Annotated in this window: 18 protein-coding genes and 1 riboswitch; of the genes, 12 read left to right on the forward strand and 6 right to left on the reverse strand. The window is 71.7% G+C overall.

Going from position 1 to position 22,036, the window contains the following annotated elements:
* Positions 1–39 precede the first annotated feature (39 nt).
* Together KALB_RS10195 and KALB_RS10200 are read left to right on the forward strand one after the other, a co-directional pair.
* On the forward strand, positions 40–864 hold the full coding sequence (locus KALB_RS10195; RefSeq protein WP_051913281.1) for a hypothetical protein: 825 nt from the start codon (positions 40–42) through the stop codon (positions 862–864).
* A 140-nt stretch (positions 865–1,004) separates the two neighbouring features.
* Positions 1,005–2,432, forward strand: a complete 1,428-nt coding sequence (locus tag KALB_RS10200; protein ID WP_025355619.1) for an FAD-dependent monooxygenase — start codon at positions 1,005–1,007, stop codon at positions 2,430–2,432.
* Between the two features lie 169 nt (positions 2,433–2,601).
* Here KALB_RS10200 and KALB_RS10205 read toward each other — a convergent pair whose 3' ends face one another.
* Both KALB_RS10205 and KALB_RS10210 read right to left on the reverse strand, forming a co-directional pair.
* The gene (locus KALB_RS10205) at positions 2,602–5,499 is read right to left on the reverse strand and encodes an ATP-binding protein (RefSeq protein ID WP_025355620.1); all 2,898 of its coding nucleotides are present in this window, start codon (positions 5,497–5,499) and stop codon (positions 2,602–2,604) included.
* 12 nt (positions 5,500–5,511) lie between these two features.
* Positions 5,512–6,039: a TetR/AcrR family transcriptional regulator C-terminal domain-containing protein gene (locus tag KALB_RS10210; RefSeq protein WP_025355621.1), complete on the reverse strand. Its 528-nt coding sequence runs from the start codon at positions 6,037–6,039 to the stop codon at positions 5,512–5,514.
* A 91-nt stretch (positions 6,040–6,130) separates the two neighbouring features.
* On the opposite strand from KALB_RS10210, the gene KALB_RS10215 reads away from it, so the two are divergent.
* The 5 genes from KALB_RS10215 to KALB_RS10235 all read left to right on the forward strand — a co-directional run bounded on the left by KALB_RS10215 (position 6,131) and on the right by KALB_RS10235 (position 11,617).
* Positions 6,131–7,264, forward strand: coding sequence for a nucleotide disphospho-sugar-binding domain-containing protein (locus KALB_RS10215; RefSeq protein WP_025355622.1), 1,134 nt, complete (start codon positions 6,131–6,133; stop codon positions 7,262–7,264).
* Between the two features lie 57 nt (positions 7,265–7,321).
* Positions 7,322–7,756 carry a hypothetical protein gene (locus tag KALB_RS47520; protein WP_025355623.1) on the forward strand — a complete coding sequence of 145 codons (435 nt, stop codon included), beginning with the start codon at positions 7,322–7,324 and terminating at the stop codon, positions 7,754–7,756.
* A complete protein-coding gene (locus tag KALB_RS47525; protein WP_025355624.1) occupies positions 7,753–8,322 on the forward strand; it encodes a TetR/AcrR family transcriptional regulator in 570 nt (189 codons plus the stop codon). Before KALB_RS47520 ends, KALB_RS47525 begins: the two co-directional genes overlap by 4 nt.
* Positions 8,323–8,348: 26 nt before the next feature.
* A riboswitch (cobalamin riboswitch) is annotated at positions 8,349–8,564 on the forward strand.
* A gap of 121 nt (positions 8,565–8,685) precedes the next feature.
* Complete coding sequence (gene metE / locus KALB_RS10230; protein ID WP_025355625.1) at positions 8,686–10,917, forward strand: 5-methyltetrahydropteroyltriglutamate--homocysteine S-methyltransferase; 2,232 nt, start codon at positions 8,686–8,688, stop codon at positions 10,915–10,917.
* Between the two features lie 121 nt (positions 10,918–11,038).
* Positions 11,039–11,617, forward strand: coding sequence for a MarR family winged helix-turn-helix transcriptional regulator (locus KALB_RS10235; RefSeq protein WP_025355626.1), 579 nt, complete (start codon positions 11,039–11,041; stop codon positions 11,615–11,617).
* 212 nt (positions 11,618–11,829) lie between these two features.
* Here KALB_RS10235 and KALB_RS10240 read toward each other — a convergent pair whose 3' ends face one another.
* Genes KALB_RS10240 through KALB_RS10250 form a run of 3 tightly spaced genes read right to left on the reverse strand, consistent with a single transcriptional unit; the run spans position 11,830 to position 15,012 of the window.
* On the reverse strand, positions 11,830–12,672 hold the full coding sequence (locus tag KALB_RS10240; protein ID WP_025355627.1) for a fumarylacetoacetate hydrolase family protein: 843 nt from the start codon (positions 12,670–12,672) through the stop codon (positions 11,830–11,832).
* Positions 12,669–13,553: a DODA-type extradiol aromatic ring-opening family dioxygenase gene (locus tag KALB_RS10245; RefSeq protein WP_025355628.1), complete on the reverse strand. Its 885-nt coding sequence runs from the start codon at positions 13,551–13,553 to the stop codon at positions 12,669–12,671. The genes KALB_RS10240 and KALB_RS10245 overlap by 4 nt, the downstream gene beginning before the upstream one ends.
* Positions 13,546–15,012 carry an aldehyde dehydrogenase gene (locus KALB_RS10250; RefSeq protein WP_025355629.1) on the reverse strand — a complete coding sequence of 489 codons (1,467 nt, stop codon included), beginning with the start codon at positions 15,010–15,012 and terminating at the stop codon, positions 13,546–13,548. The genes KALB_RS10245 and KALB_RS10250 overlap by 8 nt, the downstream gene beginning before the upstream one ends.
* A gap of 82 nt (positions 15,013–15,094) precedes the next feature.
* On the opposite strand from KALB_RS10250, the gene KALB_RS10255 reads away from it, so the two are divergent.
* Both KALB_RS10255 and KALB_RS10260 read left to right on the forward strand, forming a co-directional pair.
* Positions 15,095–16,573: an aldehyde dehydrogenase gene (locus tag KALB_RS10255; protein WP_025355630.1), complete on the forward strand. Its 1,479-nt coding sequence runs from the start codon at positions 15,095–15,097 to the stop codon at positions 16,571–16,573.
* A complete protein-coding gene (locus KALB_RS10260; RefSeq protein ID WP_025355631.1) occupies positions 16,570–17,253 on the forward strand; it encodes a gamma-glutamyl-gamma-aminobutyrate hydrolase family protein in 684 nt (227 codons plus the stop codon). Before KALB_RS10255 ends, KALB_RS10260 begins: the two co-directional genes overlap by 4 nt.
* Here KALB_RS10260 and KALB_RS10265 read toward each other — a convergent pair.
* Entirely contained in the window at positions 17,205–17,981 is a 777-nt protein-coding gene (locus tag KALB_RS10265) for an acetoacetate decarboxylase family protein (protein WP_025355632.1), read from the reverse strand. The two genes, KALB_RS10260 and KALB_RS10265, sit on opposite strands and share 49 nt — an antisense overlap.
* Before the next feature lie 101 nt (positions 17,982–18,082).
* Between KALB_RS10265 and KALB_RS10270 the strand changes: the two genes are divergently transcribed.
* The 3 genes from KALB_RS10270 (at position 18,083) to KALB_RS10280 (ending at position 22,034) form a co-directional block, all read left to right on the forward strand.
* On the forward strand, positions 18,083–19,387 hold the full coding sequence (locus KALB_RS10270) for a glutamine synthetase family protein (RefSeq protein ID WP_025355633.1): 1,305 nt from the start codon (positions 18,083–18,085) through the stop codon (positions 19,385–19,387).
* 69 nt (positions 19,388–19,456) lie between these two features.
* A complete protein-coding gene (locus KALB_RS10275) occupies positions 19,457–20,782 on the forward strand; it encodes a pyridoxal phosphate-dependent decarboxylase family protein (protein ID WP_030107746.1) in 1,326 nt (441 codons plus the stop codon).
* A 13-nt stretch (positions 20,783–20,795) separates the two neighbouring features.
* Positions 20,796–22,034: a metal-dependent hydrolase family protein gene (locus KALB_RS10280; RefSeq protein WP_025355635.1), complete on the forward strand. Its 1,239-nt coding sequence runs from the start codon at positions 20,796–20,798 to the stop codon at positions 22,032–22,034.
* Positions 22,035–22,036 lie beyond the last annotated feature (2 nt).

A 22,036-nucleotide genomic window follows, 5' to 3' on the forward strand; every position in this document is an offset into this window, starting at 1 on the left:
TTCTGGCGTTGTCGACTGGGTGCGGGCTGGGGAGTGTTGGTGTTGGTACGAAGTGCGCTCGGCGCAGCCACGGCGCCGGCCACCTCCGAGGTGGCCACACCGCCGCACGTGCCGCTGCCGCGCGCTGGACAGTGCTGCGAGCACGGCCTTGACCTCGGCCTGGACGAGCTGGACGCACTGTCCATGCACGACAGACGTACCTGGCTGCGTCACGTGGAGTCACACCAGGTGTCCCGTTTGGTCACTGTCTGGGACCGGTGGCGCAACATCGAGGGTGTTCTCGAGTTCTTCCGCGACCGCGGGGTCGGCGAGTCAGGCAGTTGGGCGTCCATTGTGGATGCCGCGATCTTGGAGGGCATCGAACGGGGGACAGCAATCGCACTGGGAGTGGGTCAGGACACGTTCGGAAACCCCGGATCGACTGAATGGGCTAACTACCTGCTGCGATTGCAGGCGGGGCGGTTGACCAAGCGCAGCGTGCACGACGCCGCCTGGAGCCGTGCCGAGCAGACCGCCACCGAGTACGGGGTGGCCCTGGCCAAGTCGCGCGGGGTGCGCCCGACCGGCCCCGAGTGGCGGTTCTTCCAGTTCTCCCAGGTCTACCGCTGGCTGCTGCGCAATGAGCCCACCGCCCTGCTCGCGCTGGGCGGCCCGCTGGTCAGTCCCCGGGTGCGCGAGCTGCGCGTGCCCTTCCTCACCTGGTTCACCGACGTGCGCAGCGATGTGCCCGCCTACCGCGGGTCCGCGATGGCCTGGTCCCTGGCCGAGCTGCATCCCGTGGGCGGCGCCCTGGACGCCCTGAACCTGCTGCTGGCCTACCTGCCCACCCTGTTCGAGGACTTCCTGCGCGACACCGGCCGCTGACCACCCACCCCACCCCGCGAGTCCCGCTCTGAGGCGCGCGAGTCCCGTTCTGGGGTCGGCGAGTCCCGCTCTGAGGCGCGCGAGTCCCGCTGACAGCGCGCTGTCGGTGAGCTGACAGCGCCCGGGGCCACAGTGCCGTCATGACCACTCAGGTACTCATCGCAGGGGCCGGGCCCACCGGCCTGACACTGGCCGTCGACCTGGCCCGGCGCGGGGTCGCGGTCCGCGTGGTGGACCGCGACGAGGCTTTCGCGGGCTCACGTGGCAAAGGTTTGCAGCCAAGGACCCAGGAGGTCCTCGATGACCTCGGCGTGATCGAGCGGACACTGGCTGTGGGCGGTCCCTACCCGCCGGTGCGCGGCTACCGGCACGAACAGGTCGTGTGGGAGCGGCCCATGGCGCCGGAGCTCGACCCGCGCGAGGACGTGCCCTACCCGAACACGCTGATGGTCCCGCAGTGGCGCACCGTGCAGATCCTGCGCGAGCGCCTCGCCGAGCTGGGCGGTCACGTGGAATTCCGGACCGAGCTCACGAGGTTTGCGCAGGACGACAACGGGGTAACCGCCACGCTGAGTCGTGACGGATCCACAGAGGACGTTCGTGTCGACTACCTCGTCGGCGCCGACGGTGGCCGCAGCGGCGTGCGCAAGGGCTTGCCGGTGGAGTTCGCCGGGCAGACCCTGGAACAGCACCAGATGTTCATCGCCGACGTCCGGGTGGACGGGCTGGACCGTGACCACTGGCACATGTGGCTGGACGAGACCTGCCGCCTGCCGCTGCTTGCCCTCTGCCCGATGGCGGGCACTGACACGTTCCAGCTCACCGTGCCCACAACCGGGGGCACCCGGCCGGGTGACCTCCAGGAGTTGCTGGAGCGGGCCAGCGGCCGCACCGACCTGACACTGCGCGAGGTGGGCTGGTCCAGCTCGTGGCGGGCCAACGTGCGCATGGTGGACCGGTACCGGGTGGGCCGGGTCTTCCTGGCCGGGGACGCGGCGCACGTGCACTCGCCAACCGGGGGCCAGGGCCTGAACACGGGTGTGCAGGATGCCCACAACCTGGGCTGGAAGCTGGGCGCCGTGCTCGCCGGGGCCGATCAGTCCCTGTTGGACACCTACCAGGCCGAGCGCCTGCCGGTGGCCGCCGCCGTGCTGGGCATCAGCACCGAACTGCTGAACAAGGCCGCGCGCGGGGACGAGGACGCGATGCGCCGCGACGACCCGGTGCTCAAGCAACTCGGCCTGCACTACCGGGACAGCCCGCTGTCGGTCGACCTGCGCGAGCGGCCCGGTGCGCTGCGCGCGGGTGACCGGGCGCCCGACGGGGTGCACGGCGAGGGCCGGCTGTTCGACCTGTTCCGCGGCCCGCAGTTCACGGTGCTGGCCTTCGGTGACGCCCAGTACGAGGGCGCCGCGTCGATCACCGGCAACCCGGCCTACGACATCGCGGGGGACGCGCTGGTGGTCGTGCGCCCGGACGGCTACATCGGGCTGATCGCCAGCACCGGTAACCAGGTGGCGGAGTACCTCGCGCGGGTTCGGTGCGGCGTGGTGGCCGTCGGCGCCTGAGCAGGGACAGCGCGTGTCGGCGCTTCCGGCACCGCGTGTCGGCGTTTCCGGTACGGCGTGTTTGCGCTTCCTGTACGGGTTCTCGCCTGTTGGGAACTCGTCCGCCAAATGCGGACACACCGCACGCGCAGCGCCGACACGCGGTACGCGAAGCGCCGACACGCGCGGGTCAGGTGAGTTCGATGGGGGAGTGGCCGCCGCGTAGCCAGGCGGTCTGGAACCCCTGCTGGCCCAGGGCCTGTCGGCAGCGGTCGATCAGCTCGGCCAGTTCCGGGTCGCTCGGGTCCTGCACCCCGCGCACCGCGTAGGCGGCACCGAGCAGCAACGCGGCACGCTCGGTGTCCCCGCTGGCGGCGCACCACTCCGCGTAGCCCTCCAGCACGCTGGCCCTGGCCGGACCGTCCTGTGTGGAGTCGGCCAGCCGCCAAGCCTGCTCGTGCAGCTCCCGTGCCGCCGCGAACTCACCGCGCGCCGTCCTGGTGCGCCCGCAGTTGCTGTGCAGCAGGGCGCGGAACTGCATCGGCATGTCCTCAGTGGACAGTTTCATCGTCGCCCGGTGCCAGGACAGCGCCTCGTCCAGGTCCCCGCGCTGGCGGGCCAGACCGGCCTGCGCGTTGCGGATCCGGCACACCGCGAGCATGTCGCGCTCCCGCAGCGCCCCGGCCTCCGCCCGGTCCAGGTCGGCCCTGGCCCCGGCGAGGTCGCCCGCCCGCGCCCGCAGGTTCGCCGACTGCACCAGCAGCATCGTCGGCACCGGGATGATCGGCGGCCCCAGTCGTTCGATGACTTCCATCGCCTCGCGCGCACCGGTCAGGGCCGCCTCGGTCTCGCCCCTGTTGGCCAGCGCCATGGTGAGGAAGAACAAGGAGAACGCCAACCCGTAGCGATCGCCCACCGCACGGAAACCCGCTGCGGCCGCACGGAAAGCAGTCTCGGCACGCAGTGCGCCACCGCTGCTCAGTTCGGATTCCACGTACCCGCGCAGCAGCTGCCCGGCCGCCCGCAGCCAGGGATCTTCCCGTGCCGCCAGGCGATCGGCCACCTCGGAGAACACCCGCCGGACCTGCTCGGCGCCGAGGAACTCCCTGCCGACCAGTATGGCGACACCGAGCGCGGATGGATCGTCCACAGTGGTCAGACGTTCGAGTTGCGCGAGTGTGCCCGTTCCGTTGAGCACCGCGCACTGGTCGTGCACCAGCGTGTCACCGGCATGGACGCCCCGCGCGTACTGGCGCAGTTCCTGCGGCTGGCCGGAGACGAGCCAGAACCAGGTGCGCGCGCCCACGAGCCGGAGCAGGTGGGCCTGGTCCGCCCAGGACATCGCGGCGTCCAGGTTGGCCTGCTCGGCGATCAGCGCCCGGCTGGCGGCCAACTGCTCGTCGCGGCGCAGCAGCGGTTCGAGCGACTCCGCCAGCTCGGTGAAGTACACGACGTGGCGCGCGCGCAGCTCCTCGAGTTCGGCCACCTGGCCCCCGGCGAACTCGCGGATCGTCTCCAGCATCCGGTACCGCGAGTCCTGGGCCACGAGCAGCGACTTGTCCGCCAACGAGGTCAGCAGGTCGTGCGTGGCCTCGGCGGTCAGTTCAGGTGCGGCGATCCGGTTGGCGGACTCCACGGTCGCCCCACCGTGCAGCACCGACAACCGGCCCAGCAGCAGCCGTTCGTCCTCGGCGAGCAGTCGCCAGCTCCAGTCGATCACGGCGCGCAGCGTGCGGTGCCGCGGCTGCGTCGAACGCGTTCCCCGGTCGAGCAGGCCGAGCCGGTCGGTGAGGCGGCTCACCAGCTGCCCCGGGCTCATCGAGCGCAACCGGGCTGCCGCCAGCTCGATGGCCAGTGGAATGCCGTCCAACGCGCGGCAGATGTCCACAGTGGAGTCATCGGCGGTGAAGCCGGGGCTGCTGGCCCGAGCGCGCTCGGTGAACAGCTGCACGGCGTTCGCGTCCTCCAGCGGCGGCACCGGGCAGAGCACCTCACCGGTGATGCCCAGCGGTTCGCGGCTGGTGGCCAGTACACGGATTCCGGGTGCCCCGGTGAGCAGGTCGGCGACGAACGCCGCCACTGCGTCGATCAGGTGCTCGCAGTTGTCCAGCACCAGCAGCAGGGTGCGGGTGGCCAACGACTCCGCGTTCTCGCCGACCGCCTTGAGCACCGCTGGCCGCACGCCCTCGGCGGAGCGGACCTCGGCCAGTTCGACCAACCAGGCGTAGTCTCCGGCCGACTCGACCGCCAGCCGCGTCTTGCCCACCCCGCCGGGGCCGGTGAGGGTCACCAGCCGGGAGCCGTGCAGGGCCTGCCGGACCTGGGCCAGTTCGGTGTCGCGGCCGACGAAGCTGGTCAGCCGCGCGGGCATGGCGGGCCGTGCGGGTGCGGGCAGCGGTACCGGTTCGCTGAGCGCAACACGATGCGCCTGACGCAACTCGGGTCCGGGGTCCGCGCCGAGCTGGTCGGCCAGCAGCGTGCGCACCCGCTCGTAGGCGGCCAGCGCCTCGGCGTGTCGGCCCAGCGCGCACAGCACGCGAATCAGCCTGGCGTGCAAGCCTTCCCGCAGCGGCTGGTCGGCGACCAGCTGTTCGATCTCGGCGACCAGTTCGGCGCGCGGCCCGGTGGCCAGCTCCGCGTCGATCCGGCTCTCCTGTGCCGCCATGCGCAACTCGTTCCACCGTGCGATGGGCGCCACGGCGAACTCGGCGTCCCCCGCGTCGGCCAGCGGCCTGCCCCGCCACAGCGCCAGCGCCTCGTGCGGCCGGTGCTCGGTGATCGCCCGCTCGAACTGCCACGCGTCGACCTGCTCGCGGTCCACCGCCAGCAGGTAGCCCGCGGGGTGCGAGCTGATCAGGTCCCGGCCCAGTGCGCGGCGCAGGCGGGCCACCAGCGACTGCAGTGCCGCCACGGGCTCGGCCGGGGTGTCGTGCGGCCACAGATCGGCGACCAGCCGTTCGGCGGTCACGACCTGGCCGGGCTCCAGCGCCAGCCGCAGCAACAGGGTGCGCAGCCGCGCACCGCCAAGCCGCACCGGGCGGTCCTCGTCGTCCCGCACGTGCAGCGGTCCCAGGATGCCGATGCGCACCGGGGCATGGTGTCAGAGCGTGCCCAGCTCGGCCCGCATGCCCAGGATGATCGTGTTGACCGAGGCGGTGAACAGCTCGGGGTCCTGTTCCCCGGTGGCCTGCTCCTGGAGCACGAACCCGGTGACGTAGCTGGCGACGGTGTCGCCGAAGCGCGCGGCCAGCTCGGGCGGGATGCCCAGCTCCGCGAGTCCCGCCAGGTGCTCCTGCATGGCGGCCTGGGTCCTTGGCGTGCCGGGGATGTACGAGGCGACCAGCCGGGCCCCGTCGCGGTGGGCCAGCATCGCGGTGCGCAGCCGTTGCGCGAAACCCGTGTACGCCTCGGGCCAGTCGGCGGTCGCCGTCCAGTTGCGCAGCGCCGGTTCGACGACCTTGACGGCCACCGCCGTGAGCAGTTCGTGCTTGCTCTTGACGTGCCAGTACAGGGCGCCGCGCTGCACGCCGAGCCGGTCGGTGAGCGCTCGGGTGGTGAACCCGTCCAGCCCGACCTCGTTGAGCAGCGCGACTGCCTCGTCGATCACCTGTTCCCGCCGCAGCGGCATGCGCGGACCCCCTTCGGCCTTGACGGCCCGAGCCTAGCGCACTACCTTGAGCGGCGCTCAATTGAGCGCCGCTCAAGTGATGGGGGAAATCATGAAACTGCTGTTCACGGCCTTGCCGGGGTCCGGTCTGTTCCTGCCCACGGTGCCGCTGGCCTGGGCTGCGCGGGCCGCGGGCCACGAGGTGCTGGTGATCAACAACGGGCTGGGGGCCGGTGCCGCGGTCGGTGCCGGGCTGCCCACCGTGGACGTGCTGCCCGAGCGCGACCTGTGGGCCGAGTTCATGGAGTCCGTCGCCGGTCACGTCACGCCAGGGGACAACGACGGCGGGGTCACGATCTCGGGTGGGTTCGGCTGGTTCGGCGAGCAGATCCTCGAACCCGCGCTGGCGGTCGCGCGCGGGTTCGCCCCGGACGTGGTGGTGTCCACCCTGGAGCAGGGCGCGGGTCCGCTGATCGCCGGTGAGCTGGGTGTGTCGCTGGTGGAGCAGGGCATCCGGCTGGGCTGGGCCGGAACGGGGGAGCACGCGGTGGGCACCCGCAAGGCGATCCTGGACAGGTTGGAGGAGCGGCGGACCTGGCTGGGCCTCGCGCCCCCGGCCGCGCCCAGCGCCACCATCGACGTGCGCCCGCCGAGCATGGGCGGGCTGGCCACCGACAGCCAGTGGCTCATGCGGTACGTGCCGTACAACGAGACTCGCCTGCTGCCCGCCTGGGTCACCGACCGGCCGAGCCGCCCGCGCGTGTGCCTGACCCTGGGCAGCGTGCTGCCGCAGCTCGGCGGGCTTGCCACGCTGCGGGATCTGCTCGCCGCACTGTCCACGATGGACATCGAGGTGCTGGTCGCCGCCGGGGAGGTGGATCTCGGTCCGCTGCCGGACAACGCCCGTGCGCTGGGCTGGATGCCGCTGGGTGCGTTGATGCCGACCTGCTCGGCGATCGTGCACCACGGCGGTTCCGCCACCACGGCGACCCCGCTGGCGTACGGCGTGCCGCAGCTGATCATCGCCAGTTTCGCCGACCAGCCGCTCAACGCGGAGCTGGCCGCCAAGCGGGGCGTGGCGATCAGCATCCCGCCCGCCGAGGTCACGCCGGAGCTGGTGCGCGAGTCGCTGGCCAGGCTGCTGCGTGAACCGGGCTTCGCGCGGGCTGCCAACGAGGTCCGTGACGAGATCGCGGCGCAGCCCGCGCCGAGCTCGATCGTGGGCCGGATCGAGCAGGTGGCTTGACAGTCCGGTGTGCGTACAACGTAAGCTTACGTTGTACGCACGCCGGAGGGGGATGTTGTGAGCACTGTTGCCGTTGTCCTGGCGCTGCTGTGGGTGGGCTGGCTGGTGCTCACCGAGTGGGTGCCGATGTTCCCGCTCAACGACCTGGCGGTGTCCGATGTCGGCGACCGGGTGCGGGCCGCGCTGATGAACTACCCGGTCGGGCTGGCGATCGCGGGCGGCATGGCGTTGGGGCAGACCTGGTCCACGGTCCTCGCGACCGTCCTCAGTGGACTGACGATCGTCGGCAACGCCGTCTGCTGGTGGCTGCCGTACTTCGGCCTGATCCGGAACGAGCCGATGCGGCGGGCGTACCAGCGGGAGTACAGCCGCACGCTGAAGGTCCTGCCCACACGGGGGCGCGCCGTGGTGCCCGACTTGCAGCACGTGGTCGTCACGGTCGGGTGCTGGGCGCTGTTCGGTACCTGCCTGACGGCTACGCTCGTGGGGTGACGGAGAAGTCCCGCGGTGGCCGCAAGCCCCTGCTCAGTCAGGAGTCCATCCTCGCGGCAGCCGTGCGCGTGCTGGGCGCCGAGGGGCTGGACGCGCTGACGATGCGGCGGCTGGGCACCGAGTTGGGCGTGGCGGCGATGTCGCTGTACCGGCACGTGCCCAACCGGGACGCCCTGCTGGCGCTGGTGGTCAACGAGTTGTTCGCGCGGGCGATGGAAGCGGTGCGGGTCGACGGCGGGGTCGCGCGGCGGCTCACTGAGCTGGCCCGCGCCTACCGCGAGGTGTTGTTGGCGCACCCCGGGGCGGTGCCGCTGCTGGCCACCCACCCGGTGGACCTCGAACTGGGCGAGTCCTTGCTGGCCAAGCTGTTCGACGGGGACGAGCGCGTGGTCACGGCGGTGCAGTCGGTGGCGGTGTTCGTGCTGGGCCACGCGCTGGCCCAGGTCGGCACGCCACACCAGGACGGCCGCCCGACCCGATCGGCTGATCGCGGGTACTACGACCAGTGGTTCGAGGCCGGGCTGGCCGCCATGGTGCGGGGCTTCAGCGCGGAGTTGCCAAGCTGACTCTTGTCAACGGCCGTGCAGTCGCTAGGCTCACAACCGCCAGTGGTTCGCCGTGCCCGCGGTCTGGGTGCGGCGAGGCAACAGGGAACCCGGTGCGATTCCGGGACTGCCCCGCAGCGGTGAGTGGGAACGACCGCCGTCATGAAGCACTGGGCGAGAGCCTGGGAAGCGACGGCCAGTAGGTCCGGGTCCGTGCCCGGGTGCCCGCGAGTCCGAAGACCTGCCACAGGTGCGCGTGCCGCCGGTACGCGCTGGTCCGGGGCCTCTCGGGTGGGCTCGCGCGGACGTTGGCGGAGCACTTCTGTGCCCGCTGTCCTCGCGTGCACGCCGTGATGTGGCCCACAGGCTCGCGAGGAGAGAGCTGTGGCTGAACTGAGGACGACGGTGCTGGGCTATCCCAGGATCGGTCCACGTCGGGAACTCAAGCGTGCGTTGGAGAACTACTGGTCCGGGCGGGGGACTCAGGCCGAGTTGCTGGAGGTCGCCGCGAAGCTGCGCGCGGACACCTGGCGCGAGCTGTCGCGGTCCCTGGACTCCGTGCCCGGCAACACCTTCTCCTTCTACGACCAGGTGCTGGACACCGCCGTGCTGTTCGACGCGGTGCCGCGGCGCTTCCGCGAGCTCGGACTGTCCGAACTAGACACCTACTTCGCGATGGCCCGCGGTCGCGACGGCGCCGCCGCGATGGAGCTGACCAAGTGGTTCGACACCAACTACCACTACCTGGTGCCGGAGCTGTCCGCCGACACGAAGTTCGCGCTGGTCGGCGACAAGCCCGTCCAGGAGTTCACCGAGGCGCTGGCCCAGGGCGTGCACACCCGTCCCGTGCTGGTCGGCCCGGCGACCTTCCTGTTGCTGTCCAAGGGAACCGAGCCCGGTTTCGCGCCGATCACGCTGATCGACCAGCTGGTGGACCGCTACGCCGAACTGCTCGGCAAGCTCGCCGACGCGGGCGCCGAATGGGTCCAGTTGGACGAGCACGCCTATGCCGCCGACCGCGGTGAGGCCGAACTCGACGCACTGCGCAGGGCGTACGACAAGCTCGGCAAGCTGGCCAACCGCCCGCGCCTGCTCGTCGCCGGCGGCTACGGGGACCTCGGGCCCGCACTGGCCGTGCTCGCCGAGTCCCCGGTCGAGGCCATCGCCGTGGACCTGGTCTCCGCGCCCGACACCGTGCGCCGCATCGCCGGGCTGACCTCGTTGCGGGACAAGACCTTGCTCGCGGGCGTGGTGGACGGCCGCAACGTGTGGCGCACCGATCTGCGGGCCGCCGCCTCGGTCTGCGCGAGCCTGCTCGGCTCGGTCGGCTCGCTCACCGTGTCCAGTTCCACCTCGCTGCTGCACGTGCCGTACGACCTGGACGCCGAGACCGGTCTCGAACCGGAGGTCCGCGGCAGGCTGGCCTTCGCCAGGCAGAAGCTCGCCGAGATCGCGACCCTGGGCAGGGCCCTGCACGCGGGCGCCTCGATCCAGAACGGGGCCGTGCCAGCGGCCGGTTCTCGTGACGAGCAGGTCCGCGCCAGGATCGCCGCGCTGACCCCGCAGCACCGCCGTCGCGTCGACTACTCCGAGCGCGCCGCCGCGCAGCAGGAGCGCCTCGGCCTGCCGCCGCTGGCCACCACGACCATCGGCTCCTTCCCACAGACCACCGAGATCCGCAAGGCACGGGCCGAGGTCCGCGCCGGTCGACTGTCCGAACAGGACTACCAGCAGCGGATGCGCGAGGAGATCGAGCGCGTCATCCGGTTGCAGGAGGAGATCGGGCTGGACGTGCTGGTGCACGGCGAGCCCGAGCGCAACGACATGGTGCAGTACTTCGCGGAGAACCTCGTCGGCTTCGCCGCGACCGAGCTGGGCTGGGTGCAGTCCTACGGCTCGCGCTGCGTGCGGCCGCCGATCCTGCACGGGGACGTGTCCCGGCGCAACCCGATCACCGTGGAGTGGACGGCCCACGCGCAGTCGCTGACCAGCAAGCCGGTCAAGGGCATGCTCACCGGCCCGGTGACCATTCTCGCCTGGTCCTTCGTGCGTGACGACCAGCCGCTGGCCGACACCGCGCAGCAGGTCGCGCTCGCGCTGCGGGATGAGATCACCGACCTGGAGGCGGCCGGGATCGGCGTGGTCCAGGTCGACGAGCCCGCGCTGCGCGAACTGCTGCCGCTGCGCGCCGAGGACCGGCCCGCGTACCTGGAGTGGGCGGTGGAGTCCTTCCGGCTGGCCACCTCCGGGGCCGCGAGCGCCACGCAGATCCACACGCACCTGTGCTACTCCGAGTTCGGGGACGTGATCGGCGCGATCGACGGGCTGGACGCCGACGTCACCACGATCGAGGCGGCCCGGTCCAGGATGGAGGTCCTGGACGACCTGCGCGCGATCGGCTTCCGGCGCGGGGTCGGGCCCGGGGTGTACGACATCCACTCCCCGCTGGTGCCCGCCGAGCACGAGGTCACCGAGCTGCTGAGGGCCGCCGTGCAGGCGGTGCCCGCCGAGCGGCTGTGGGTCAACCCCGACTGCGGGCTGAAGACCCGCGACTACGCCGAGGTCGAGCCCGCGCTGCGGGCGCTGGTCGGCTCCGCCCGCGCACTGCGCGGCTGAGCACCGGACGAGCGGCCGGGTCGGGACCTGCCGACCCGGCCACTCGTTCGTGCCCATATGGTCGGGCGAGTTAGGCTGCTCGCGTGTCAACCAGGTTGGGCGACGGCGAGGGCGGGGCACGATGACCGGCTACTACACGCTGCGGGAGACCGAGAAGGCCGTCGGCGAGCGGCTCGGCGGCCTGCGGATCGACGTCGAGGCCATGATGGCACTGTCCAACCTGCACCGGACCGCGCTGGTCGTGCGCAACCACTTCGAGCAGTCCGTGCTGCGCGACGTCGACCTGTCCTGGACGGGGTTCGTCGTGCTGTGGGTGGTGTGGATCTGGGGTGACATCGAGACCCGGCACGTCGCCGAGGAGAGCGGCATCTCCAAGGGCACGCTGACCGGGGTCGCCAGGACCCTGGAGAACCGCGGGCTGATCACCCGCGCCACGCCCGCCGACGACCGGCGGCTGAGCGTGCTGTCGCTGACCGAGCGTGGCAAGGCGCTGATGACCGAGCTGTTCCCGCGGTTCAACGCCGAGGAGGTCTACAGCCTGGAGGGCCTGTCCCCGCGCCGGGTCACCGAGCTGACCCGCATCCTGCGGCACGTGCTCAGCCACTTCGAGGAGACCGCACAGGAGCGCCAGGCCGAGGTGCGCCGCTCCGTGCAGTCCGGCCCCCTGCCGGGATTGCTCGCCCGCGACGTGGAGGCCTGACCCGGCTGGATCGGTCCCGCTCACCCCAAGCGGCGCGTGTCGGCGCTTCGCGCACCGCGTGTCGACGTCTTCCGTACGGTGTGTCCGCGGTTGGCGTACGACGTCCCAGAATCCGGGAGTCCAAAGCGGAAGTGCGAACACACCGTCCCGGAAGCGCCGACACGCGGCACCGGTAGCGCCGACACGCGCCGGGCTCGGAACGGGGCGAGTCCTCAGCGGGGGGCGCGCTGGCCGCGGTACTCCCAGTCGCCGCCGAGTGCGGTGGAGCGGACCTCCTCGGACTCGGTGGGTTGGGCGCCCACGGCGGAGTCGATCGGCACCGGGCCCGACACGATGTGGTTGCGCAGCGTGCCCAAGCCCTCGACCTGGACCTCCACGACATCGCCCGGTTGCACGGGGCGTGAGTTGGCGGGGGTCCCGGACAGCAGCACGTCGCCGGGGTGCAGTGTGATCGTGCGGGCGATGTCGGCGACGAGGTAGTGCATGTCCCACTCCATCTCGTCGGTGTTGCCGTCCTGTGCGACCTTGCCGTTGACCAGCGTGCGGATCGACTTGCCGCGGAAGTCCCAGCCGGTGACCAGACCCGGTCCGAGCGGGCACAGCGTGTCGGAACCCTTGACCCGCAACATGGATCCGGCATCGGTGTCGCGGAAGTCGTGCAGCCCGTAGTCGTTGGCCACGGTGTAGCCCAGGATGTGCTCGCCGACCTGCTCGACGGGCACGTTCCGGCAGGTCCGGCCGATGACGATGCCGATCTCGCCCTCGTAGTTCAGCCACTTGCACCGCTCGGGCCGCACCACCGCCCCGCCGTGCGAGTTGAGCGCCGAGGTCGGCTTGTGGAAGTAGGTCGGCGCCTTGGGCAGCCTGCCCTGGAACTCCTCGACCCGGCTGCGGTAGTTCAGGTGCACGGCGATGATCTTCGACGGCTGACAGGGCGGCAGGTGCACGGCCTCGGCCACGCCGACCTCGCGCCCGTCCGGGGCGAGCAGCAGGTCGCCGACGCGTTGCACCCGCACGGCCGCGCCGTCGAGCAGGATCCTGCGGTACTCGGTCATCGCGTGGCGCTCCACCCCTGCTCGGGCCGGTCGAACCAGATGTGCACCTGGCCGGTTCCGACGGAGTTCTCGTACTCGCTGAACAGCCTGCCGGGTGCGGTCCAGGCCGACTCGCCCATGGCCCCGGCCATCATCAGGTAGTGCGCGAACCCGGCCTCGGGCCGGTACCGCGCGAACTCGGGCATCGTGTCCAGCACGCGGGCGTGGTCCCCGGCGCGCAACCAGTCGATGCGCTCCAGATCGGCCTTGGCCGCCTCCGGGGTGCGGATGTGCTCCACCCCGCTGGCCTCGTGCGCGCGCAGTTCGCGCAGCGGCCAGAACGTGTGGCTCATCGCCCCGGAGGCGATGATCAACACCTTGCGGTCCACCTGCGCGATCCCGTCGGCCAGCGCCCGGCCCAGCCGCAGGTTGTCCTCCACATCGGCGGTCTGGCAGACCCCGATGGAGATCCACTTCTTCTCGGGCACGCCCAGGTATCGCCACAGGTTCACCGTGGCGTAGAAGATCGGCAGGTACTGGTCGTCGATCGGCGTGATCCAGGTGCCGCGCTCGGTGCCGTGCGCGGCGATCGCGTGCGCCAGCTCGGGGTCCCCGGGGTAGTCGTAGGGGATGCGACACATGCCACGCGGCAGCTCCTCCGAGGTGAACAGCCCGGCCCGCCGCGGGTGCGAGGTCACCACGTACTCCACGGTGGTCGCCCAGTGCGAGTCGAGCAGCACCACCGTGTCGTAGTCCAGGGTCTCGAACACCTCGGTCCGCAACCGGTCCAGCCCGGCGACCAGCGTGGTGTCCGCACCGTTGTTCAGCTCACGCCGCTGCTGCTCCGGCAACATGATCGTGGGCACGTGCGCGAGCAGGCCCGCGCCGACAACCTCACCCATTCCAGCCCTCCTGGGCGTAGACCGAGTTCTTCACGTCGCAGTAGAAGTCGAAGCTCCAGGTGCCGCCCTCGCGGCCGATCCCCGACTCACGACTGCCGCCGAACGGGGCCCGCAGGTCGCGGACGAAGAAGCAGTTCACCCACACCGTGCCCGCGACCAGCCGCGCGCTGACCCGCTCCGCCCGCGCCGGGGCCCCGGTGACCAGCGTGGCCGCCAGCCCGAACCGGCTGTCGTTGGCCATGGCGATGCCCTGCTCCTCCCCGCTGAAGGTCTGCAGGGTGAGCACCGGCCCGAACACCTCCTCGGTGAGGATCTCGCTGCCCGGCCGCGCCCCGGTCAGCAGCGTGGGCCGGTAGTACAGGCCGCCCAGCTCGGAGTTCGGTTCACCGCCCAGCGCCACGGTCGCGCCCGCCGCCACCGCGCGCCGCACGAAGCCGTCGATCCGGTCCAGCTGCCTGGGATGCACCTGCGGGCCGATGTCGGTGTCCAGCTCGCGCGGATCACCCTGCCGCAGCAGCGAAGCCCGTTCCAGAAAGCGCCGCTGGAACTCCTCGGCCACCGGCTCCTCCACGAGCAGCCGGACCGCCGACAGGCAGACCTGCCCGGCGTTGTCGTACTGCTCCACCGCCAGCCGCACGGCCAGGTCCAGGTCGGCGTCGGCGAAGACCAGCAGCGGGGACTTGCCGCCCAGCTCCAGCGAGGTCGGCACCAGGTTGCGGGCCGCCGCCGCGGCGATCGTGCGCGCCGTGGGCACCGAGCCGGTGAAGCTGATCCGCCGCACGTCCGGGTGCTCGGTGAGCGCGGCCCCGGCCTCGGCGCCGAAGCCCTGCACCACGTTGAACACCCCGTCGGGCAGCCCGGCCTCGGCGGTGATGTCGGCCAGCAGCGAGGCTGTCAGCGGGGTCCACTCGGCGGGTTTGAGCACCACCGTGTTGCCCGCGGCCAGCGCGGGGGCGATCTTCCAGGTGGCCAGCATCAGCGGGGCGTTCCACGGGGTGATCAGCGCGCACACCCCGGCCGGGTCCCAGGACACCTGGTTGCGGTGCCCTCGGGTGTCGAACTCCGGGTGGGCCAGCTCGTCCACCAGCCAGTTGGCGAAGAACCGGAAGTTGTGCGCAGCCCTGGGCATCACGCCCCGCAGGTGCGAGCGCAGCAGCGCGCCGTTGTCGGCGGTCTCCACGCGGGCCAGTTCGTCCGTGCGCTTCTCGATGCCCTCGGCGATCGCGTGCAGCAGTTCGGCACGCCGCTCCCGGCTGGTCCGCGACCACCCGCCGAACGCCTGCCGCGCCGCCGACACCGCCGCCTCGACCTCGGCCGCACCACCGCGCGCGACCTCGGCCAGCAGCGCGCCGTCGATGGGGGAGTGATCGGCGAAGGTCCGCGCCGAGCCCAGCCGCCCGCCCCCGATCCAGTGCCCGGTCGGCACCTCGACCCCTGCCACCCGCGCGCTGCTCGACATCTTTTCTCCGTAAGGGGATCCGTATATCGTTTGAACCCAAACGTACGGGGCTGCGATGACGCGGTCAAGACACGGAGGTGCCATGCACACGGCAGCCGACTGGACCGGTGTCGCCGCCGGGCTGACCCACCCCACCGGCCTCTACCTGGACGGCGGCTTCACCGACCCCGTGGACGGCGCGAGCCTGCCGGTGGTCTCCCCGCGCGACGGGGCGGTGCTGGCCGAGGTGGCCACGGCGGGGGAGCGGGACGTCGACCGGGCGGTGGCCAGCGCCCGGCGGGCGTTCGACCACGGCCCGTGGCCCCGGCTGCACCCGCGTGAGCGGGCCGCGCACCTGTACCGGCTCGCCGAGCTGGTGGAGCGGGATCGGGCCCAGTTGGCCACGACGATCGCGCTGGAGATGGGCAAGCCGATCAGCGACTCGTACGGCATCGAGCTGGCCGCCGTGGTGAAGACCTTCCGCTGGTACGCCGAGTTGGCGGACAAGACCGCGGGCGAGGTGCCGGGTACCGAGCCGGGCTCACTCGCGCTGGTGACCCGCGAGCCGATCGGCGTGGTCGCGGCCGTGGTGCCGTGGAACTTCCCGCTGACGATGGCCGCGTGGAAGCTCGCGCCCGCGCTGGCCGCCGGGTGCACGGTTGTGCTGAAACCGGCCGAGCAGTCCCCGCTGTCCGCGCTGCACCTGGCCGCGTTGGCCACCGAGGCCGGGCTGCCCGAGGGTGTGCTCGGTGTGCTCAACGGGCCGGGGCCGGTCACCGGGCGCGCGCTCGGCCTGCACCCCGGGGTGGACGTGGTGACCTTCACCGGGTCCACCGAGGTCGGGCGGCACTTCCAGCGCTACTCGGCGGATTCCAACCTCAAGCAGGTCTGGCTGGAGCTGGGCGGCAAGTCGCCCAACCTGGTGTTCGCCGACGCCCCCGACCTGGACGCCGCCGCCGACTCCGCCGCGTGGGCGATCTTCTTCAACGCGGGCCAGATGTGTACGGCGGGCTCCCGGCTGATCGTGCAGCGCTCCGTCGCCGACCAGGTCGTGCGGCGGTTGCTGGAGCGGGCGGCCGAGTTCGCGCCCGGCGACCCGCTCGACCCCGCGACGCGGATGGGGCCACTGGTCAGTGCCGAGCACCTGGCCGGGGTCCAGCGGCACATCGAGCGGGCGGTCGACGACGGGGCCAGGCTGCGCGCGGGCGGTGGACCGGCCACCGGCTGCTACCTGGAACCGACCGTGTTCGACGAGGTGCGGCCGGACATGGCCCTGGCGCGTGAGGAGGTCTTCGGGCCGGTGCTGTCGGTGCTGACCTTCGACACCGTCGAGGAGGCGCTGAACTTGGCCCAGGACAACGACTACGGGCTGGCCGCCGCAGTATGGACCCGTGATCTCGGTGTGGCGCACCGGACTTCGCGCGAGCTGAAGGCAGGCACCGTGTGGGTCAACTGTTACGAGGAGGGCGACCTGACGGTTCCCTTCGGTGGCACCAAGTTGTCCGGGCACGGCCGGGACAAGTCGGCGCACGCGCTGGAGAAGTTCACCGAGCTCAAGACGACCTGGATCGCACTGCCGTGAAGCGACCGCTGATCGTCATCCCGGCCCGGTTCTCGGCCAGCGCATCGGCACTGCGCTACGGCGCGGTGGTGACCGCACGCGCGCTGTCCGGGGCCGTGCTGCGCGCCGGGGGCGAGCCGCTGACCGTGCACCCGGACGGCGCCGAGCTGGACGAGCGGTTCGCCTTCGCCGAGGGCGTGCTGCTGCCCGGCGGCGGTGACCTGGACCCGAGTCGCTACGGCCACGCGAGCCGGGACGAGTCCGTGTACGACGTGGACGCCGAGCAGGACGAGTTCGACCTGGCGGTGGCCCGCTGGGCGCTGCGCACCGGTCGACCGCTGCTCGCGGTGTGCCGGGGGATGCAGGTGGTCAACGTGGCCCTGGGCGGCACGCTGGAGCAGCACATGGCCAGCCCGCACCGGCACCTCGTGCACACCGTGACCAGCACCTGGGGCGAGCAGGAGGTGTCCTGCTACCACCACCAGCGGGTGGACCAGCTCGGCGCCGGGCTCGTGCCGGTCGCGCACGCCGCCGACGGCACGGTCGAGGCGCTGCGGCTGGCCGACCCGGCGGGCTGGTTCCTCGGGGTCCAGTGGCACCCCGAGGACACCCCGAGCCAGGACGGCCTGTTCCGGCAACTGGTCGCGGCGGCTCAGGCCAGCACGGTGCCGCCGTCCCAGGTCACGCCGATCTGCCGGTAGTAGGCGCCCAGCGGCTCCTCCACGGTCAGCTCCGCCAGCTCCTCGGTGGGCGAGTCGAACAGCCGCAGTTCGGCGCTGCCCGACCAGGCCTGCCCGGCCGTCACCACCGCCGCCCCGGAGCGGATCAGCTCGTTGAGGCTGTCCGGCTCGCCCTTGACCACGCTGGGCAGCCAGCGGTGGTGGGCCATCGGGTGGCCGTTGACGAACCCGTTGTGCTCGCTGGGCCGCTCCAGGCGCAGCACCGCCTCGGCCAGCCGCCGGTCCCCGGCCGCCAGGGTCGCGCCGAACCGGGCCCCCGCCTCGATGCGCGGCGCGGGCCCGTAGGGGTGCGGCCGGGTCTGGTGGATCGACCCCAGCTTCTTGGGATAGCCCTGGTGCAGGCCGCGCGCGATGGCGAAGTCCTTGTCCACCCAGATGAACACGCACCGGGAGTAGGTCTGCCCGGCGTACTGGCAGCGCACCACCACGAAGCACTCCTTGTACTGCGAACGCACCGGGTCCAGCAGCTCCTCGCCCCCCTCCGAGCAGGACTGCCAGTCGGCCCAGATCACCGCGACCGCCCCGGGCTCGTGGTCGGCGGGGCTGAGTGGTTCGGGCAGCAGGGCGGCGACCTTGGCCGGGTCGGTGCGGTACTCCACGGTGAGCAGGTCCCCGCTGTAGTGCCACGGCGGCGGTGGGATGAGTGAGGCACGACCGGTCCCGGTCCGTGGGTAGAGGAATCCGCGCATGGTCACTCCCGCCGTAGGTCGTTTGGGTACGTACGATATCGGTCTTGTTGGCGCACCGCTACGGCTCTATAGTTCGGAACCAAACGAGCGCGGAGGTCGGTATGGCGGTTCAGCGGGTCGTCGAGGAACTCGCGGCGCGCGGGATCGACGTGGTGCGGGTGGGCTTCGCCGACCTGATGGGCACCGAGCGGTCCAAGGAACTACTGCTGGAGGAGCTGCCCGCCGCCGTGGAGCGCGGGGTGGCCTTCTGCCGGGCGGTCTACCACACCAGCCCGCTCGGCCAGACGGTCGAGGTGCCCGGTGGACTGGACGCGGGCCTGCCCGACATCACCGTGCTGCCCGATCTGGACACGCTGCGGCCGGTGCCCTGGGAGCCCGGGGTGGCCAGCTGCCTCGGCGACGCTCCCGAGGCCCCCGAGTCCTCGCGCGGGCTGCTCGCCAGGGTGCTGGACACGCTCGGTCACCAGGCCGTGGTCGGCCCCGAGCTGGAGTACTTCCTGTGTGAGCCGGACGGCCGCGGCGGCTTCACCCCGTACTCGCCCGAACCGGGCAACATCTACGTCAGCGGCAGCAAGGGCGACCCGGACGGCCACCTGACCGCCACCCTGCGGCAGCTGCGCGACTTCGGGCTCGGCGTGCTCGGCGGCAACCACGAGTACTTCCCCGGCCAGTTCGAGATCAACCTGACGCACGGGCCCGCGCTCTCCTCTGCCGACCGGGCGTTCCGGTTCAAGTCCGCCGTCAAGGACCTGGCCCGCCGCCAGGGCAGGCTGGCCACCTTCATGGCCAAGCCGTTCACCGAGCACGGGGCCTCGGGCTTCCACCTGCACGTCTCGCTCACCGACCCCGCCGGCCGCAACCTCGGCGACGACCCGGCCGCCCCGCACGGCCTGTCCCGGCTGCTGCGGCACGCGCTGGCCGGGGTGCTGCGGCACGCGCCCGCGCTGACCGCCCTGACCAACCCGACCGTCAACTCCTACAAGCGGTTCGGCCCGGACACGCTCGCGCCGTGGCTGATCGACTGGGGCCTGGACAACCGCAGCGCGATGGTGCGCGTACCGCCCGAGCGCGGCGAGGGCACCCGTGTCGAGGTCCGCCTGCCCGACGCCTCCGCGAACCCGTACCTGGTCTACGCCGGTGTGCTGGCCGCGATGCGGCTGGGCATCGAGGAGGCCACCGAGCCGCCCGCCCCGTTGCAGGGCTACGGCTACGACGTGAGCACCACGGCCGTGCTTCCGATGACGTTGACCGCCGCACTCGACGAACTGGAAGCCGATTCGGCGCTGCAATCCTTGCTGGGCAAGCAGTTCGTGACCTCCTACAGCACGTTCAAGCGCGCCGAGGTGGCGCGCTACCGGCAGTGGGTCACCGACTGGGAGTTCCGGGAGTACGCCTACCACATGTAAGCCCCCTCAGAGGAGATCGCGGTGGACCTCCAGCAGTGGCTCGACCTCCGGCAGTGGCTGGACCGGGTGATGGCCAACCACCAGAAGTGGACCCAGGAGTTCGGTCCGCACCCGGTGCACCCCGCCCTCCAGGTACCCGGCGGCCGGGTCGAGGACGTGCTCGACCGGCTCGCCGAGCGGCTGCGGGACAACTACCCGTTCTTCCACCCGCGCTACGCCGGGCAGATGCTCAAGCCGCCGCACCCCGCCGCCATCGCCGGCTACCTCGCCGGGCAGCTGATCAACCCCAACAACCACGCGCTGGACGGCGGACCGGCCACCGCGCAGCTGGAACGCGAGGCGGTGCGCCAGCTCGCCGCGATGTTCGGCTACACCGAGCACCTGGGCCACCTGACCTCCAGCGGCACCATGGCCAACCTCGAAGCTCTTTTCGTGGCAAGGGAACTTCACCCCGACAAGGGGGTCGCCTTCAGCGCGGAGAGCCACTACACCCATGCCAGGATGTGCCGCGTGCTCGGCGTGCGGACCGCCAGCGTGCCGGTGGACGGGCTCGGCCGCATGGACGTGGACGCGCTGGAGTCATTGCTGCGCAAGGGAGAGATCGGCACGGTCGTGGTCACCGCGGGTACCACCGGCCTGGGTGTGGTCGACCCCGTGCACGAGGTCGTCAAGCTGCGTGAGCGCTACGAGTTCCGCATCCACGTGGACGCCGCGTACGGCGGCTTCTTCACCCTCATCGCGGGCGACCTGGGCATCGATCCCGAGCCGTGGCGGGCGATCCGGCACTGCGACTCGATCGTGGTCGACCCGCACAAGCACGGGTTGCAGCCCTACGGCTGCGGAGCGGTGCTGTTCCGCGACCCCGCTGTCGGCCAGTTCTACGTGCACGACTCGCCGTACACCTACTTCACCTCCGACGAGCTGCACCTGGGCGAGATCAGCCTGGAGTGCTCCCGCGCCGGCGCCTCGGCCGCCGCGTTCTGGGTGACCCTGCAACTGCTCCCGTTGACCCGCAACGGCCTCGGCGCGGTGCTCGCCGCGGGCCGACGGGCCGCGCTGCGCTGGTCGGAGCTGATCGAGCAGTCCGAGCACCTGGAGCTGTACCAGCGGCCCGGACTGGACATCGTCACGTACTTCCCGCGCACGGCACCGCTTTCGCTGTCCGCGATCGACAAGGCCTCCGAGGAGCTGATGCGCCGCGGCATGGAAGCCGACCAGGACCCGGTGTTCCTCAGCGTGCTCCGCGCCGACGCGGCCGCGTTCACCGCGCGCCGCCCCGAGGTCACGGTCGACAGCGACGGCACCCGAGTGGTACGCAGTGTGTTGATGAAGCCCGAGTCGGAGACCTTCCTCACCCAGTTGCACGAACGGGTGGAGCAGCTCTCCCAGCACTGACGAGGAGCGCGGCGTGGAACGGATCGACGCGGACCTGCTGATCCCCGGCCGCGGCGAGCCCGTTGCCGAGGGCTGCGTGCTGTTCGAGGGCGGGCGCATCCACTACGCGGGACCGGCCGCGCAGGCCCCCGAGGTGCCGGTGACCACCACGAGCCGGGCAGCCGCCGTGCTGCCCGGCCTGTGGGACTGCCACAGCCACCTGATGGGGCTGCCGCCCAGCAGCGGCATGAACCTCCAGGTGCTGACCACGGAACCGTTGGCCACCAGGGGCGCCCGCTGTGCCCGCGACCTGCGCGCCGCGCTGGACGCCGGGATCACCTCCGTGCGCGAGGTCGGCGGCATCGGTGTGCACGTGGCACGCGCCGTGGAGGAGGGCACGATCGAGGGGCCGACCGTCTACGCGGCCGGCGCCGTGCTCAGCACCACCGGCGGGCACGGCGACGTGCACGCCGTGCCGCTGGAGTGGATGCACGACCTGTCCATGACCGGAGCCGACTTCCGGCTCTGCGACGGGGTCGACGAGTGCATGAAGGCCACCAGGGAACAGCTCCGCAGGAACGCGCGGGTGATCAAGGTCTGCGCCTCCGGCGGGGTTCTGTCCGAAGTAGACCATCCGATGCACCAGCAGTTCACGGTGGCCGAGATGCGCGCCGTCGTGGAGGTCGCGGGCATGGCCGAACGGGTCGTCGCCGCGCACTGCCACGGCAAGGCGGGCATCATGGCCGCGCTGGAGGCCGGGGTGCGCACCATCGAGCACGGCTCCTACCTGGACGAGGAGGCCTGCGACGCGATGCTGGAGACCGGCGCCGTGCTGGTCGCCACCCGGCTGATCATCGACGACCTGCTGGCCGCCTCGCACACCATGCCGCCCTACGCCGCCACCAAGCTCGCCGCCCTGGCCGACCAGCACGCGCAGGCCGTCGCCCTGGCCCACTCGAAGGGCGTCACCTTCGCCACCGGCACCGACGTGGTCGCCAGTTCACCCGCTGCCCCCAGCGCGTGGGGCAGCAACGCCCGCGAGCTGAGCCTGTTGGTGTCACTGGGTTTCACCCCGTTGCAGGCCATTGAGGCGGCCACCGCGAACGGGCCGCTCACCGTCGGCCCGCAGGCCCCGCGAACCGGTCAGCTCCGTGCCGACCACGAGGCCGACCTGATCACGCTGGACGCCGACCCGATCGCCGACATCTCGGCCCTCGCCGATCCCGACCACGTGGTCGGGGTCTGGAAGTCCGGCCGCCGGGTGAAGGGCTGAGC

Origin of the sequence: Kutzneria viridogrisea DSM 43870 (assembly GCF_000525635.1) — a bacterium.
Lineage (GTDB): Bacteria > Actinomycetota > Actinomycetes > Mycobacteriales > Pseudonocardiaceae > Kutzneria > Kutzneria viridogrisea.